Source organism: Muriventricola aceti (assembly GCF_025567565.1).
Lineage (GTDB): Bacteria > Bacillota > Clostridia > Oscillospirales > Oscillospiraceae > Lawsonibacter > Lawsonibacter aceti.
Genome location: NZ_JAOQKF010000008.1, coordinates 1 through 16,913, shown reverse-complemented (window position 1 = coordinate 16,913; position 16,913 = coordinate 1). Strand labels below are relative to the sequence as shown.

Here is a 16,913-nt window from a genome sequence, read left to right as displayed (position 1 = left end):
TGGGGCGCGGTCTGTCCGGCGGACGGAGCTTCAGTTCAGCACGATGGCCTGGACCGCCTCGATGATGTCCACGGCCCCGGAACGGGCCACCAGGGAGACCGGCTCCCCGTCCACCACCGCCAGACAGTGCTCGCCGTCCCAGCGGTACAGCTCCACCGCCACCTGCGGGAATGCGTCGTTGTCCAGATAGACGGTCAGGGCAATCTCCTGCCGCTGGGAAGGCCGCTCGTCAGTAAAGCTGTCGGCACTCAGGCTCTCCAGCGCCTCCTGGAACGCGGAGATATCCACTTCCTCCCCCTGGTAGAGCCAGGTCCGGTCCTCGCCCTCGCCCTGGGCGGTAAGGGTATGGCTGGCCCCCTCCAGAGTAACTTCGATCTGCCAGATATCCCCAAAGTCGGCGGACAGCACCTCCTGGTGCCGCAAGTCATCGTAGGAAGCGGCCATCAGCTCCTGGTAATCCTCCGACGTAATTTGATAGACAATCTGGGAATCTCCCACTCGCAGATAGGCGGTAATCGTCTCCTCTTCCTCCGTTTCCCCGGTATCTGCCGCCTCCTGGGCGGCCAAGCGCTCCTCCGGGTCCCGGCTGATGTGGAGTATAAGAGTACCGGAGGCCTTTTCCTCTGCCCTGTCCTCGGCTGTATAGTCCACGGTCACCGTCAGCTCCGGCTCATCCAGGCCATAACTGGCCAGTTCCTCCTCAGTGGCATGATAGGTCACATAGTTGTTGGGGGCCAAGTAGCTGATATTATGCAGGTAATCCTCTACCCGCCCAGTGTCCAGCGGGAGCGTCTTTCCATCCCGCTGGGTAAAGTAAATGTCCTCCTCGCACCAGCTTGCGGAGTTGTCCTCCTCATAGGTGACTGTATAGTTCTCCACCCCGTCAAACCGCAGCCGGGTCACCTGATCCAGCTCCGGGATGTCGTCGTGGTCTATCATGTCGCGGAGCCCCGCGTCAAACTGGTCCAGGGGGTCGCTGGCGGCCAGATACACCTTTCCATCCCCAATGGACACATATCGCTGGGAATCCATGGCGCTGAAGTCGCCGAGCAGTATCTCGTAGTTGTTCTCACCTGTACCCAGTGTAATGGTGCATACTGGGTCATCCAGGCCGTACTGACTTGGGTCCTCCACCTCCTCAATGACGAAGGCCGCCGCGAAGGATTGGAACGTCTCCAGCAGCTCGCCTACCTTTTCTCCGTCCACGGGGAACGTCTCATCTCCATCATAGAGCCAGTCCCCATCCCGGTGAAACGACAGGGTCTCCCCCTCATAGGTCCAGGAGAGGGTCTGGACCGCGTCACTGTCGATCTCCAGGACGACCTCTCCGCTGGTTTCAATCCGCTCCTGGCGCTCTTGTACCTGGAGGGCGGCAAATGCCGCAACGCAGCACACCGCCAGGACAGCTAGTAAAATCACGATCCGTTTAGACCGGTACATTTTGCGCACGCCTCCTCTTCAAGACCACCCAGATCCCGATGCCCAGATACAGCAGGGGGAACACGCCGATCATCACCACCTGAAGCAGAGAGGACACAGCGTCGTTGATAGTCAGATAATTGTAATTCAGGGATTTGCTCCGGATGGCCATGGCCTCGCTCTCTCCAATCAGAGAGGACACCGCGTTCATCGCCAGGTCCCCGTTGGCCCCGGAGGAATAGGCGTTGTACATATCATCCAGGAACGCAGAGGAGGAAAACCAGATGATCTGACCTCCATTCCCACAGTCGATGGACACCGCCAGAGCAAAGGGGCCGTCGATATCCCCCTCCTCCTTCTCGTAGGTGTCCAGGTCATAACCGGCGGCCTTGCTGAAGGAGGCGGCCGAGGTGGTGAGCAGGGAAGTCACTCCGCTCCCCTCCCCGTCAGCCGACACCGTCAGTCCCTGGGCGATGGGCATGATGGCCAGGTAATTCTCCTCGATCAGCGAATCGGTAATCCCGTGGCTGTTCATGTCGGGCAGCAGGATATAGGGGACCTGGAAGGCGTAGTGCTCCCGGTCACCCTCCACCACTACGCCCTCATTGGGTGTCACACCGTAGCTGGCAATCAGCCCGTACAGCTCATCCAGAGGGTCTTCCTGGGTGGGGCCCGCCATGACCAGCAGCTTGCCGCCGCCGCTGGTATACTCGTCCAGCATCTCCACCTCCTTCTGGGACAGGTCGCTATCCGGGCCGTAGATCATGACACAGCCGGCATCCTCCGGCACCGCGTCCACGGTGAGCAGGGAGAGAGGATTGACCTGGATGTTTTCTTTCTCCAGCTGTTCCTGGAAGGTGGCGGGCAGCTCCGCCTCCCCGTGTCCCTCCAGTAGATAGAGCTGGGGCAGCTCCTCCGCGGTCACATAGTCGATGGCGGAGGTGATGGCCCCCTCACCGTCAAAGGAGGTATTGTAGGAGTAAGAGTATATGTCCGCCTCCTGGATATAGATATCGTTGTAGCTGATATAGCGGCTCCGATCCCCACACTCCACGATCAGGCTGTTGTTAGTCACCGTCTCGTCGGTGTACTGCTGGGCGAAGGTGGGGAATACGTCCGGGTTCTTTTTCACGACCTGGATATGGTCAGAGAGGCTTTCGTACTTATTGAGCAGGTTTTCGATTACGTCGTCCTCTTTCCCCGACTGGACCACCCAGTAGATCGTTACATCCTCCTCCAGCGCGTTGACCACCACCTTGGTGTTGCTAGTGATGGAGTAGAGCTTGGTGGCGCTCATGTCGTACTTGGTCAGGTTGGAGGGGAGGGCGGAGACAAAGACATTGACTGCCACCAGAATGGCCAGCACCACCGCGGTGACGACAATGGAATAGGCGCCGCCCCGAAAGGCGTTCTGGTTTCCCTTTCTCTGTGGGGCCGATTGGAAAAGTTTTGGCTTGCGCATCAGTTATACCTCCTCTTCTCCAGGGACTGGACCGACAGGAACAGGAAAAATACGATCACAGCAGCATAGTAGACAATGGCTGTCATATCGAAAACTCCGTTGACAAAGACATAGAAGCGTTCGAACAGTGACAGCTGTGTCATGATCTTGGGGAGCAGACCCTCAAAGGAGGCCGCATCCATCTGATAGGCGACCACGGTGACCGCCAGAAGGAGAAAGCTGACGCCGTAAGCCAGCGTCTCATTTTTGGTGAGGTATCTTATGATCCCCCACAGGGCCAGGATCAGTACACAAATGGCCACCATAGACCCGAATGCGGTGGAGGACACATACTCAGACAGGCTCACGCTATAATAGTTGAACAGGATGACCGCAATGCCGATGCCGGCGGCAAAGCCCTGGTTATCCGTAAGGGAGGAGAGGAACATCCCCAGTGCGATCAGCGCGGCCCCCAGGACCAAAAAGGCCAGGATAGAGCCGTAGGAGGTGGGCAGGTATACGTCCCCGTATTGGGAGAAGATCAGCGGGTACAGGGAAATCAGACACAGGGGGACGGCATAGACCACCAGCAGAGCCAGATACTTGCCCAGGACCACCTGCACCGTGGTAATGGGCAGGGAGTAAAGCAGCTGATCCGTCTTTTGTCTGCGCTCCTCCGCAATGACCCGCATGGTCAGGATAGGCACGATGACCACGAAGATCAGACAGCCATAGCTGAGTACGAACTCAAAATTGCTGACCGCGGCCTGAATGTTGTAGCGCAGAGCGCCCAACCCAATAAAGGCCAACAGAAAAGCGCCGAAGATATAGGCTGTCAGCGAGTGAAAATAGTTCTTCAGCTCATGTTTCCATACTGCTATCATCCCTGCTCCACCTCCCCTTCCGCTCCATTTTCATCATGAGGAGATGCCTCCGTTAGCTCCAGGAACACGTCCTCTAGGCTGGCTTTTTTCAGGCTCATCTCCAGCAGGGGGATTCTCCTGTCGGCAAAGGCAAAAAAGATAGCCCTAGATGCCTCGTGGATGCGCTCCAGCCCGGTGTGGATGCAGGCTGTGACCAAGCCCTGCTCTCCCTCTCTCCAGTCGATGTCCGTAATTCCGGGAACCCCAGACAGGGCGGCCTTGACCTCGTCCTCGGGCGCCTCCGCCGTGATGGTGATCTCGTTTGGCGTCATCAGAGTACGCTCCAGGTGTTCCGGAGTGTCGAAGGCCACCAGCTTTCCGTGGGCGATCATGATGATCTGGTCACAGATGGTCTGGACCTCGGAAAGGATGTGAGAGCTGAAGATCACCGTGTGGGTCCGTCCCAGCTCACGGATCAGGTCGCGGATCTCAATGATTTGGAGCGGATCCAGCCCCACCGTGGGCTCATCCAGGACAATGACCTGCGGGTTTCCCAGCAGCGCCTGGGCAATACCCACCCGCTGCCGGTAGCCCTTGGACAGAGCGGAGATCCGGCGGCCCCTCATCTGCTCTATTCCAGTCTGCTCCATGACCTCCTCTATTTGGTTCTTCAGCTCCAGACCATGCAGCCCTTTGGCCTCCCCCACGAAACGCAGGTACTCCTCCGGGGTTTCGTTCATATACAGAGGCGGCTGCTCCGGCAGATAGCCAATGAGCCGTTTGGCCTGATTCGGCTGCTCAAAAATGTCGTATCCTCCGATTCTCACATGACCCTCCGTCGCTGACAGGCAGCCGGTCATCATGTTCATCGTAGTAGACTTCCCAGCTCCGTTGGGCCCCAGGAATCCATAGATCTGTCCGCTCTCGATCCTAATGCTTAGATCAGAAACCGCGGTGATATCCCCATATCGTTTGGTGAGATGTTCGATCTCGATCAAGGACGTTTCCTCCTTTTCTTTCAATGGAGCCATTATAAAGACAGAACTTAAAACCAAGTTAAAAAAGGTCCGCCGCCTTTTTTAAGTAGATTTTGAGTTTGACTTTTACAATGGCAGGCAGAAACCCGCCTACACGGCGGGCTGACAGGAGGTATGAAAAATTGAAATCGATCTATCGCACGGCATATGTCTTGTTGTTCACATTTTTGCTCTTGTTTTCCGGAGGGTGTACTGATACAGTAGAGGCAGACCATTCCTCCTCATCCTCCGCGCCTCCCCTCGCTTCCTCCGGCGACACCTGGGAAGGAAGCCTTACCATCCTCGCCAGCTTTCAGCGGGAGGACGGCAGTCCCCTGACCGAGCAGTCCATCCGGCTCTCCGCGGGTGACAAAAGCGCGGAATATCCCCTGGATGAGTGGGGGGAGCTGCGGGTTTCCGGCCTTCCGCGGAAAATGACTCTGGAGGTGACCGTTCTGGATAAGGAGTCGGGTCCTCTGGGTACCATCACCATCTCCTTCTCCGAGGGCACTGTCATTGACGCCTCTACCGATCAGGAGGGGGCGGGGTATGTGGTGGTCAAAGAGGACACGGAAGCGGTTGATCTGCTCTTTGTCCTCTGTGACGATGGCTCCATCCAATGTGATCTGGACCTGGGCCGGGACATCGCCTGACTGGACAGCATGCGCAGGGGGATGGCCGCTCCGCATCGAGGTAATTTAGCCGTGGAGCGTATCACTTTGGGCTTTTCTGCCCAAAAGGAGGGATCTGAATGCGGATCTTGGTCGCCGATGATGAAACAGAGATGACAGACGTTCTGGAGGCTCTCTTGAGTCGGGAGCACTATGCGGTGGATATCGTCCATGACGGGCAGGACGCCTTGGACTATGGGCTGACCGGGAATTACGACTGTCTGGTCCTGGATATCATGATGCCGAAGCTGGATGGGCTCCAGGTCCTCCGGGCACTCCGGGACCGGGGCATCTCAACTCCTGTACTCCTACTTACCGCGAAAAGTCAAGTGGCCGACCGGATTGCCGGATTGGACAGCGGTGCGGACGACTATCTCCCCAAGCCCTTTCACCCCGGCGAGTTTACGGCCAGGGTGCGGGCTCTGACCCGCCGGGGCACGGAGTACACCCCCGACCTGCTCTCCGCTGGGAACATCACCCTGGACCGCACCACCTTCGAGCTGCGCCGCGGTCCCTCCTCCATCCGTCTGGGCAGCAAGGAATTCCAGATGCTTGAGCTTCTGATGTGTCATATCGGTTGCCCCATCTCCACAGAGCGGTTCATGGAGCGGATCTGGGGCTATGACAGCGAGGCGGAGATCAATGTGGTCTGGGCCTATATCTCCTATCTTCGGCGGAAGCTGGAGTCTCTGGGCGCTAATGTCCGCATCGTAGCCCGCCGTGGGCAGGGATACCTGCTGGAGGAGATCTCATGATCCGCTCTTTGCGCCGGAGGTTCCTCCTCATCGCCATGCTCTCTCTGCTGGGGACGCTGGCCGTCCTGTGCACTGCCATTGGCCTTGGCGCCCACTACACCGCCACGAGCCGGGCGGACCGCGCCATCACACTGCTTTATGAGAACGACGGCGTATTCCCTGCCCCGGCGGAGACTCACGACCCGGCTGCGGCCTTTGGGTTCCACATTACCCAGGAGACTCCCTTCGAGACCCGCTATTTCATCGTGGAATTGACCGCCGACCAGGAAGTACGGGGCGTCGATATCGACCATATCGCCGCCGTCGACCGACAGGCCGTAGTAGAGAGCATCAACGAGATCCTCTCCTCTGACCGGCCTCGGGGCTATGCCAACTACTACCGCTATGGCATATTTCATCATGAGGATGGAGGAAGCACTATTGTCGTGCTGGACTGCTTTCTCCAGCTCCAGTTCGCCTATAACGCCCTCCGTATCACTGTCATCGTGGCCATCTCCTGCGCCGTAATCGTCTTTCTGCTGCTGATGCTACTGTCCAAACGAGCGGTGAGACCCTTCGTGGAGAATCTGGAGCGGCAGAAACGGTTTGTCACCGACGCCTCCCATGAGCTGAAAACGCCGCTGGCTATTCTGGCGGCGGACGTGGAGCTGCTGCGTCAGCCGAATACCGAACAAAAGTGGATCGACAGCGCCCAGGCACAGATTACCCGGATGGACAAGCTGATTAAAAACTTGGTGGAATTGGCCCGGACAGAGGAAACCATAGAGGACAGCGCCGTTACCTCCTTTTCTCTCAGCGAGGTGGCTCAGGCCAGCGCAGAAGGCTTTCAGCCGCTGGCAGAGGCGGAGGGCAAACGCCTGGAGGCCCACATCCCACCCGCTGTCGAGCTCCGTGGGGTGCAGGAAAATATGTTTCGTCTGTTTTCCATTCTGCTGGACAACGCGGTCAAATACTGTGATCCAGGGGGAACGATCCGTCTCTCCCTGGGCCAGCGGGGACGGAATATATATCTCTCTGTCTCCAACCCCTGCGCGGGGGCGGATACCGCCCAGTTGCCCCGCTGGTTCGACCGCTTTTACCGGGCGGACTCCTCCCGCGCCCGCGCTACCGGCGGCTATGGGATCGGCCTGTCCACTGCGAGGGCAATCGTGTCCCGGCACCGCGGCCGGATTACCAACCGCTGTGAAAACGGCCAAGTCACTTTCTCTGTCGTGATCCCACAGTTTCCAAAGGTTAGAAAAAGCGCAGTACATAGATGAGCATCTGCTCTCCGAGACATAAGGAACAGGGACTTTGATATGCGTGACATATGTATTTTAGGGCGCAGAAACAGTATCACGCCCTCCGGTGGGGCAAGGGCCACATCGGAGGGCGTGAAGGCCATATTTTACGTTTTCTTTCTCAAGTCAGTTGGCATCCATTTTTATCACTAAACATAACTTATATCCTCTCCATTTCAGCAATACCAAGCTCCTCCATGGTATGTGCATCTTGACCGCATCAAGACGACAAATGCATGGAGTATGCGAAACGCTATGATGCTGCCCCTAGAGATCACGATAGTTCTTCTCTATCAATGGAAGTTATCTTTAGCGTATTGAAGCAGTTCCTCCCTGAAGTCAGGGTGAGCAATAGCGGCCATGGCAGCGGCTCTCTCGCCTAAAGACAGGCCATGCAGATGGGCCACGCCGTACTCAGTAGCCACACACTCAACCATGGTGCGGGGGACAGATATGGTGCTGCCCCCCGGAATGGTGGGAACAATGTTGGATCTCAGATTGCCCTCCTTGTCCCTCCTGGAGGAATTGATGCAGATATAGCCCCGTCCGCCCCTGGAGCGGAAGGCGCCCTCCAGAAAGTCCATCTGGCCGCCTATGCCGGACAGCTGCCTGCTGCCTGCCGATTCGGCGTTCTCCTGTCCCATCAAGTCCAGCTGAACACCTCCATTGATGCTGATGAAATTGCTCATCTTCCCCATGCGTTCCGGGGAATGGACATGGTCCACATCGCCGGGATAGAACAGCTCCGGCTCATTTTCCAGCCAGTCATACAGCTCCTGAGAGCCCATCGCCAGGTTCCAGGTAGAGTAACCGGCATCCACCTCCTTGCGGGCGTTGGTCAGCTTTCCCGCCTTGTGGATCGCCAGGAAGGCATCGCTGATAGTGCCTGTCCAGCAGCCCAGGTCCTTCAGGTCGGATTCCGCCAGCATCTTGGCCACAGTGAAGGGAACGCCGCCTACGCCCAGCCCCAGCACGGCCCCGTCCGGGATCTCCGCCACCACATTGCGGGCAATCTGGATATCTACCGGCGAGGGGTCCTTATAGGTACGCAGAGGCAGCGGTTCATGGACCCCCTCCACGACATACGTGGCTTCCAACAGGTGGACGCGGTGGGAGCCGTTGACCCCCTGAAGCTTGGGCAGCCGCTCATTGATCTCAAAGATCACCGTACGCGCGTTTTCAAAAATCGTCCGCCAGGCATAGTTGGAAATTCCCAGGCCGCAGTAGCCGTCCCCATCCGGTTTGGACACAGGGACGAAGGCCACATCGACCCTGATATAGCTCCGGTAGAGCTCCGGCAGGGCCCGGAGCATCATAGGCAGAAACTTCACCAGCCCTCTGCTCTGCAGCTTCCGCTCATAGTCCCCGATATGCCAGCTGTAGTAGGTGAACGCGGACTGCTCCGGGTCGCGCTCCACCACCTCGATCCGGGGCCGGATCACCAGGCCGCCCCGGATCTTGACGTCTTTCAGCTCCTCTTTTCTCGCCGCAAGCGCCCGGTCCATCAGTTCGGGAAAGCCCGCGCCAAAGCCGTAATCTACCCAGTCGCCGGATCGAACCGCTTTTGCCGCCACTTCGGGAGTAACAAATTTACTCATATAGTTTTGTACCATCTTTTCTCTCCTTCCAAAATATACATCGCAATATTTCTGAAGCGCCTCATGAGCCTCGATACTCTCCTTGATCCTCATATCATTATGGTCCAAACATTCTGCCCCCTGTTGTCCCATTTAAGTATAATCAATCTGTCAAGCTCTTTGCTGCCCATGCCTGCCTCAGAAATATTTTTACCTATTTTTCAACAAACACCATTCATTTCTCTAACGCGGAAAAGTCCGGCTAACATGAAGCCGGACTTTTCCGTAAAGTACCCAGACAGAAGAAATTGGGGAACTATTATGGTCAAGAATACTCTAATATTGATAAAAGAGATCAGTCCGCCCAAATTTCCTCATCAGTGGGGATGTACATATCAGGGACCTTATAGGAAATGCGGCTCACATTCATCAGGTGGGTGAACCACAGGTTCTCGCTGATGGCGTTGTTGCCCCAGGTGCCGCAGCCCAGCGTGGTGGTGGGATTCAGACCGTTGTCCATAGCGCCGCCCAGAGCGGTGCCGCCTACCTGATTGACTGCATAGCGGGACACGTTGACGACGGTGGGAACAGCCTCGATATGCTCGGTGTTGTTGGAGTGGATGACCACGCTGTGGCCCATGCCCTCCATCTCCAGGTTGGCCCGGGCGATCTCCATGCACTCCTCCCAGGTGTCGTAGGTGAAGAGCGCCAGCATGGGGAACAGCTTCTCCTTCGCCAGGACCTCCTGACGGGCATAGCCCTTGGTGCAGCATACCAGGACCTTGGTATCCTCAGGGATCCCCTCCAGACCGGCCAAATCAGCCATCTGCTGGATCGTGGTGCCAGTCCACTCCTTGTTGAACACGCCGTCGGGGAAAGCGCTGTTGCGGACCTTGTCGGCATCGGCCTGGTTGTCAATGTAGTAAGCGCCATTCGCTCTCAGCGCGGCCACCATCTCATCTACCTTATCCTTGGGACAGATCACGTTCTGCTCACAGGTACACAGAACGCCATTGTCAAAAGTGCGGCCTGCGATGACCATCTTGGCTACCTCGTCATAGTCCACATCCCGGTCCACCAGGACCTGAACATTGCCCTGGCCGACACCCAAAGCCGGTTTCCCGGAGGAGTAAGCCACCTTTACCAGGCCTGGGCCGCCAGTGCAGATGCACAGATCCACGGTCTTCATCAGGCCGGCGGACAGCTCCATAGTAGGTTCTTTAATAATCTGGATCAGGTTCTTGGGCATACCCAGCTTATCCAGCGCCTCGTTCATCAGCTCAACCGCCCGGACGCCGACGCCCTTCGCGCGGGGATGGGGGCAGATAATGACGGCGTTGCCGCACTTCAGAGCGCACATGGAGTTGTGCATGGGGTTGATGACGGGGTTGGTGGTAGCGGTGACGCAGCCCACTACGCCGATGGGCTTGGCGACCTTCATAATACCGTTGACCTCGTCCCGCTCAATGATCCCGCGGCTCTTCTGGTCCTTCATGCGCCACCAGGTGCTCTTGGATTTGTTCTTGCACTTGGCGATCTTGCTGTCCACGCGCCCCATCCGGGTCTCTTCCACCGCCATCTTGGCCAGNCGCGGCGTCTACCAGCGACTGCAGATATTCCTGTGTATCCACGATAGTGACCTCCTAATTGTATCCTATAATCAGTTTCTCAGCCCTTCAGTGCCGCGGCAATGGACTCATCAATAATCTGGAACACGGTATCCAGAGTGGCCTCATCCACATTCAGCGGGGGGATCAGGCGGATGTTGTTGTGGTCGGCGCCGCAGTTGAGCAGCAGCAGGTCACGTTTCAAAGCCTCAGCCTGGACGGCGGCGCACAGGGCCCCGTCGGGAGCGTTGTCCTCAGGCTTAACGAACTCGATGGCGTTCATCAGGCCCAGGCCGCGCACATCCCCAATGACATCGTACTTCTTCTGCAGGTCATAGAACTTGCCGCGGACAACTTCGCCCATCTTCTTCACATTCTCAAGGACGCCGCCCTCATACAGCTCTTCCAGAACCGCCAGGGAGGCCGCGCAGGAAACGGGGTTGCCGCCGTAGGTTCCGCCGTGAGCACCCTTGGCCCACTTGTCCATGATCTCCTTCTTGCCAAAGACAGCGGACAGGGGCAGGCCGCCAGCGATGGCCTTCGCGGAGGTAAAAATGTCAGGCTCTACGCCCAGAGTCTGCCAGGCATACAGGTTGCCAGTGCGGCCAAAGCCCGTCTGGACTTCGTCAAAGATCAGCATGATGCCGTGTTTGTCACACAGCTCACGGACATACTTCAGCCACTCCACTGGGGGGACCACATAGCCGCCCTCGCCCTGAACAGGCTCCATCATGATCGCCGCTACCATAGAGGGATCCACGATCTTCTTGAAGATCTCATCAAACTGAGTGAAATACTCCTTGGGGCACTTGCCGTCCTCCATCTTGTAGGGAGTCCGGAACAGATAGGGATACTCGGCAAAGTAGACGCTGGGCATCATGGGCTCGTAGTTCTTGCGGTAGGCAGCGTTGGAAGTGGTAATAGTCGCGGTTGCCATGGTACGGCCGTGGAAGGCGTTTTTCATGGAGATGATGACAGGACGCTGGGTTGCGTACTTCGCCAGCTTCATGGCGCCCTCGTTGGCCTCAGCTCCGGAGTTGGAGAAATACACCTTGTACTTATTGCCGGTCTTCTCCACCAGCTTCTCCATCAAAGTAGTATAGGGCTCATAGTACAGAATGTTATGTCCGGCGTGGATCAGAGTATGCAGCTGCTTCTCAGCGGCAGCGATCACCTTGGGGTGGCAGTGGCCGAGGGCGTTCGTGGCAATACCGGATGCCATATCCAGAATCTTCCGGCCATCCTCCGTATACAGATAACAGCCTTCTCCCCTTACAACACAGGGCGTTGTCTCTGCGTGCATCGCCATTGGGGGCAGGAGTACCTTGCTTCTCTCATGCTGAGTCATAAGAAATTCCTCCTAAAAATATTTTTGAATAAAATCATTATCTAGGTCATCAACCATTGATCATTTCTACAATACCTTGTGTAAAGAATGGAACATAAGTTGTTAGCATCAAAACAACTAGCAACGCACCAATGAACCACAATACATACTTTAGCATAGCCTCTATCTTTACACCAGAAATGGATGTAGCCACAAATAGGTTAGAGCCATAAGGGGGTGTCACAAAACCAATTGCCAAGTTCATGGTGAGCACCACACCGAACTGAACGGCTGATAGTCCACATTCCAATGCAACAGGTAGGAGAATCGGTGACAAAATGATAGTCGCAGGGATATTATCCATCAAGCATCCCACAAATAGAAGGAACACATTGATAATCAGCATCAAAATAATAGGATTGCTGGTTAAGCTTGTCAAAAACGCCGCAATTAAAACTGGAATTTGCTTCAATGACAGGTAACTTGCAAATGCAGTCGCAGTACCAACCATAAAAACAATATTACCATTTAACCGTACGCTATCTACAAATGCAGCATAGAGCTGTTTCAGTGTCATTTCACGATAAATTACTACACTTGCAAAAATAGAATATACCACCGCAACGACAGCCGCTTCTGTTGGCGTAAAAATACCCGCATAAATTCCACCCAAAATAATAACAGGTGCCAACAATGCCCAAAAGGCGTCTTTAAAAGAAATCCAGACATCTCTTCCCGTCGGTTTTGAACTCGCCCCTTGGTAACCATATTTTTTACTCATCACTACACAGGCAATCATAATCGCAATTCCCATCATGATGCCTGGCAGAAAACCCGCAATAAACATATCACCAATGGATGTACCGGTCACGACACCATAGATAACAAAGGGAACGGACGGGGGGATAATAACGCCAATGGATCCGGCAGAGGCTGCCAAAGCAGCGCTGAACGGACGTGGATACCCCTTCTTCTCCATCTCAGGAATCATGATGGCACCAACGGCAGAACAGGTAGCCATAGCCGAACCAGAAATCGCCGCAAAAAACATACAAGCTGCGGTTGTCACTAAGCTCAGTCCACCAGTAATCCACCCTATACAAGTATCCGCAAAGTTAACGATTCTTTTTGCGACACCGCCCGTACTCATCAAATTGCCAGCCAGGATAAAAAAGGGAATCGCCATCAGCGAAAAGGAATTCACTCCACTAACACAATTCTGTGTAATCATCGCTAACGGAGTATTCGTAAAACCGGCTAAAACCACCAAGGTAGCTAACGCGATAGAATAGCCAATTGGCACACCAATGAATACCGTTATCAGAAAGACTCCGAACAGAACTAGAATTTGCATCTCCATAAATCTAAGTCCTCCTTATACTGATCCGTCAGCCAATTGCCCGCGACCCATTATCTTCATGATGTCTTCGGCAATCTGTGCTATAACCCGGATACTCAGCATTCCTTGGCTCACAGGCATAACCAAATAAACCACCCAAACTTTCAGCCACGGAATAGACGAAGCCACTTTTCCGCGTTGCATCATGGACTGAACCACTTCCAGACCATTAAATGTAAAAAACAGGCAGATCCCCAGCCACATCAGTTTCACTACGATATCCAAAACTAACTTTGCTTTACCTTTAACCCGGCCACTGATAATCTCAATACACAAGTGATCTCTTGCCGCAAAGTCAGTGCCCATCCATATCATCCAAACAAAGAGATACTTACAGCCTTCTTCACTCCAAGAAATCGAGTTGTTAAACACATATCGAGCAATTACCTGTACAAAAATTACAACTACACAAACTGCTAATGTAGCTACCAAAAAAACTTCTTCCAGTTTATTGATTCTATGTGTTATTTTTTTTAAACCATTCATATCGTTTTCCTTTTTACCCATTTTAGTGTATGTATTCTCCGGAATTTCTATCATCCAGAGAATACATCACTCTTTTATTTATTACATATCTAAAAACACTAATTCAAGTTCACAAAGTTTAACGATACTTGCTCAAGGCTTCCCATGCTTCAGGGAAGTTTGCCTCTGCTTCCTCATACAACGGAGTCAGTGCCTCGCGGAACGCTTCTTTCTTGTCATCTTCCAAATAGTTTACTGCACAACCGCTTTCTTCCCACTTAGCAATATACTCTCCGTCTTCGCTGACCTCTGTATTGCGTTGCCAATCTTCCATATAGGTACGGATACCTGTATCAAAAATCTCTCTTTCCTCATCTGTCAAACTTTCATAAAAAGCACGGTTACAGATGATTGCATTCATATCATATACATGCTCAGTTACACTGAAATATTTCTGCACTTCGTTAAACCCAGAAGTATAAGCAATAGCGGCTCCATTTTCCTGACCATCGATAGTTCCCTGCTGAAGTCCGGTAAAGACCTCATTGAAACCCATCGGGGTAGCGTTAGCACCCAGAGCATTCATCCACTTAATATATGTACTGCTGTTCATTACGCGCATCTTAATTCCTTTGAGATCCTCGATACAAGTAATCGGGCGCACATTATTTGACATATTACGGGTACCATTGGAATTGAAGCCAACGCAGATATATTCTGTGCCATCCAAAGTACTCTTTAGATAGTCTCCCAGCTCACCATCAGCAGCCTCAAACGCATCTTCAACAGAGTCATACAAATAGGGGAGGTTCAACACACCCCAATCTGCCGCATAGGTTTCCAAAGAGGCCACAGAAGGCGTCATCAATGTAACGGTGCCATACGCACACATTTCCAGCATATCCTCATCGCCACCAAGAACACTGTTGGGCTGGATATTTACAGTCATGCTACCCCCAGATTCTTTTTCGATATAATCTTTAAACTGAAGAGATGCACGATTTATATTATGGTCTTCGGCATACACATGTCCCAGGACAATTTCCTTTGCACTTCCAGCAGCGCCGTTTCCCCCAGCATTGGAAACAGATCCGTCTTTGCTCCCGCAAGAAATCAATAAACCTGTGGTTAAAGCAAGAATCAGCGCACAACTCAGTCTTTTTTTCATTTTAATCATTCTCCTTTTTCTCAAATTTGATTCCCTATTTGACCATGTATTTTACTATTTGGCTTATCCACCCCTATCTAATTCATATTTATTATCACATAAGCTACCACACTACATCGCGTATATTGGCATATCATCAGATAATAAATATTATTTTTTTTATATCAATAAAATTACAATTTTTGTTAACCTTTTTAGACTATATTTTTATAAACGTAAGTTCTTCTAATTATCTGTAAAGCCATAATTCATTTAATTAAGAAAATTTTCCTTTTTACCAAACTGATGGCAGGTGAAAAGAGCCAGATATCCAAAATGTTTAAGAACATAATTGCGTCGAAACATACAATAGTTTAACCGTAAAAAAGAAGATCTGTGTAAAAAACAGTCAAACCAGATAAAGAGCACCGCCCTGTACTGACGATTAGTCAGGGCAACGCCCTAGAAGGGAATTCCAACAATATTCAGAACCATTAAAGGCTATCAGGAACAGACTGAGCATTCGACTTAGTCGTTTGCGAAAGATTTTTATTTTATGGACTCTTTTTTATTTATCCTATGTCCCCCATTCTGGGCTGCGCCTCTTGGTTCTGGCTATAACATGAATTGTATTCTCACACCGTGAGAATACAATGATGGCGCCATCATTGTATTCTCACACCGTGAGAATACAATGATGGCGCCATCATTGCGCTTGCTATTCATAAGATATTTACATTATAATTATACAAAGCGACAATGTCAATAAAATTTATCGTCTAAAATATATATAATTTAGATAAATCCAAATCAATTATATCTCCTGCGCCCTAAGGGCATCCAGTGGATATCCACTAGAACGAGAGTGAGTACATGGTCACACCGCAAGGCGAGACGCGGAGCATGACAGAACCTGCGTAGACAAAAAAGTCCTCGGCAGATACCGCCAAAGCAGTATCTGCCGAGGTTATCAGGCGCCTAAAAAATTACCCCTATTAAGGGGATATCAAATATCCCAGCTCCCTATGCTCTCATCCGCTAGATTTCAATACGCCTTCACCATACCTCCATCCATCAGCAGGGTCTGTCCAGTGAGATAGGTATTGGCCTCAGAGCACAGGAATGCGGCCATACGCCCATACTCCTCAGGCCGACCATACCGGCCAAGGGGAATGTCGTGGAATGCCTTATGCTGGAGCTCCTCCACCGACAATCCTTCCTTCTGAGCCCGGATCTGGTCCAGCTGGTCGATGCGGGCAGTTCCCACCCGGCCGGGACCGATAACATTGACCAGAATGTTGTCCGGCCCCAGCTCCTGACTCAGGGTCTTGGCCAGCCCTACCACCCCCATACGGAAGGTGTTGGACAGGATCAAATCGTTCAGCGCCGCCTTCACAGAGGAGGATGTAGAGCACAGGATACGGCCCCCTCCATTGGCCCTCATATAAGGCAAAACAGCACGGATCGTCCGGATATAGCTGAGTAGGCACAGCTCATAGGCATCCTGCCAAGCCTGGTCATCAAAGGAGTCAAAGGGGCCCGGTTTGGGACCTCCGCTGTTGTTCACCAGGGCAAAGATAGGACCGCATTTCTCCACTGTGGTCTGGACCAGCTCCTGGATATACCGGGGATCGGTGATAGACCCGGCCAGATATTTCGGCTCGTTTCCAGTGGCGTTCAGGATATCCTGCTGTGCCCTTTTCAGCTGCTCCTCAGAGCGACCGCAGAGCATGACCCGGGCTCCTTCCCGTGCCAGTTCCATTGCGATAGCCTTCCCCAATCCGCTGCTGGAGGCCAAAACCAACGCACTCTTATTCTTCAGTCCCAATTCCATGGTCCGTCCATCCTTTCCATCTTAAGCACCCAAAAGGGGCGGGCCGCCCGGCCGTCGCGTGTGACGACCGAGGCGGCCCTAAAAGTCAGCGATATTACTTCTTGATGCCCCG

General features: G+C 53.3%; 14 protein-coding genes. 3 read left to right on the top strand and 11 right to left on the bottom strand.

Annotated features, from left to right (window positions below; all coding sequences use genetic code 11):
- Positions 1-30: 30 nt before the first annotated feature.
- From OCV64_RS09580 to OCV64_RS09565, 4 genes are read right to left on the bottom strand one after another with little or no spacing between them, the layout of a single operon-like run.
- Positions 31-1,440: a DUF4340 domain-containing protein gene (locus OCV64_RS09580; protein ID WP_262669897.1), complete on the bottom strand. Its 1,410-nt coding sequence runs from the start codon at positions 1,438-1,440 to the stop codon at positions 31-33.
- Positions 1,427-2,881 carry a GldG family protein gene (locus OCV64_RS09575; protein ID WP_262669896.1) on the bottom strand — a complete coding sequence of 485 codons (1,455 nt, stop codon included), beginning with the start codon at positions 2,879-2,881 and terminating at the stop codon, positions 1,427-1,429. Before OCV64_RS09575 ends, OCV64_RS09580 begins: the two co-directional genes overlap by 14 nt.
- Positions 2,881-3,744: an ABC transporter permease gene (locus tag OCV64_RS09570; protein ID WP_147571122.1), complete on the bottom strand. Its 864-nt coding sequence runs from the start codon at positions 3,742-3,744 to the stop codon at positions 2,881-2,883. The genes OCV64_RS09575 and OCV64_RS09570 overlap by 1 nt, the downstream gene beginning before the upstream one ends.
- The gene (locus tag OCV64_RS09565) at positions 3,741-4,721 is read right to left on the bottom strand and encodes an ABC transporter ATP-binding protein (protein WP_262669895.1); all 981 of its coding nucleotides are present in this window, start codon (positions 4,719-4,721) and stop codon (positions 3,741-3,743) included. The genes OCV64_RS09570 and OCV64_RS09565 overlap by 4 nt, the downstream gene beginning before the upstream one ends.
- A 161-nt stretch (positions 4,722-4,882) precedes the next feature.
- On the opposite strand from OCV64_RS09565, the gene OCV64_RS09560 reads away from it, so the two are divergent.
- From OCV64_RS09560 to OCV64_RS09550, 3 genes are all read left to right on the top strand, one after another.
- Positions 4,883-5,392 (top strand): hypothetical protein, encoded by a 510-nt coding sequence (locus tag OCV64_RS09560; protein WP_262669894.1) that lies wholly within the window; start codon positions 4,883-4,885, stop codon positions 5,390-5,392.
- Between the two features lie 98 nt (positions 5,393-5,490).
- Entirely contained in the window at positions 5,491-6,165 is a 675-nt protein-coding gene (locus OCV64_RS09555; RefSeq protein ID WP_147571125.1) for a response regulator transcription factor, read from the top strand.
- Positions 6,162-7,424, top strand: a complete 1,263-nt coding sequence (locus OCV64_RS09550) for a sensor histidine kinase (RefSeq protein ID WP_147571126.1) — start codon at positions 6,162-6,164, stop codon at positions 7,422-7,424. Before OCV64_RS09555 ends, OCV64_RS09550 begins: the two co-directional genes overlap by 4 nt.
- A gap of 314 nt (positions 7,425-7,738) precedes the next feature.
- Here OCV64_RS09550 and OCV64_RS09545 read toward each other — a convergent pair whose 3' ends face one another.
- From OCV64_RS09545 to OCV64_RS09515, 7 genes are all read right to left on the bottom strand, one after another.
- Positions 7,739-9,058, bottom strand: a complete 1,320-nt coding sequence (locus OCV64_RS09545; protein WP_262669893.1) for an acetyl-CoA hydrolase/transferase family protein — start codon at positions 9,056-9,058, stop codon at positions 7,739-7,741.
- A gap of 319 nt (positions 9,059-9,377) precedes the next feature.
- Positions 9,378-10,580: an aldehyde dehydrogenase family protein gene (locus OCV64_RS09540; protein ID WP_262669892.1), complete on the bottom strand. Its 1,203-nt coding sequence runs from the start codon at positions 10,578-10,580 to the stop codon at positions 9,378-9,380.
- A 110-nt stretch (positions 10,581-10,690) separates the two neighbouring features.
- A complete protein-coding gene (locus tag OCV64_RS09535) occupies positions 10,691-11,977 on the bottom strand; it encodes an aminotransferase class III-fold pyridoxal phosphate-dependent enzyme (RefSeq protein ID WP_240286626.1) in 1,287 nt (428 codons plus the stop codon).
- Positions 11,978-12,026: 49 nt separating this feature from the next.
- Positions 12,027-13,316, bottom strand: coding sequence for a TRAP transporter large permease (locus OCV64_RS09530; RefSeq protein ID WP_374740895.1), 1,290 nt, complete (start codon positions 13,314-13,316; stop codon positions 12,027-12,029).
- 15 nt (positions 13,317-13,331) lie between these two features.
- The gene (locus tag OCV64_RS09525; RefSeq protein WP_262669891.1) at positions 13,332-13,841 is read right to left on the bottom strand and encodes a TRAP transporter small permease; all 510 of its coding nucleotides are present in this window, start codon (positions 13,839-13,841) and stop codon (positions 13,332-13,334) included.
- Positions 13,842-13,959: 118 nt separating this feature from the next.
- A complete protein-coding gene (locus tag OCV64_RS09520) occupies positions 13,960-14,988 on the bottom strand; it encodes a TRAP transporter substrate-binding protein (RefSeq protein WP_186853517.1) in 1,029 nt (342 codons plus the stop codon).
- 1,024 nt (positions 14,989-16,012) lie between these two features.
- Positions 16,013-16,801, bottom strand: coding sequence for an SDR family oxidoreductase (locus OCV64_RS09515; protein ID WP_262669890.1), 789 nt, complete (start codon positions 16,799-16,801; stop codon positions 16,013-16,015).
- Positions 16,802-16,913: the final 112 nt, after the last annotated feature.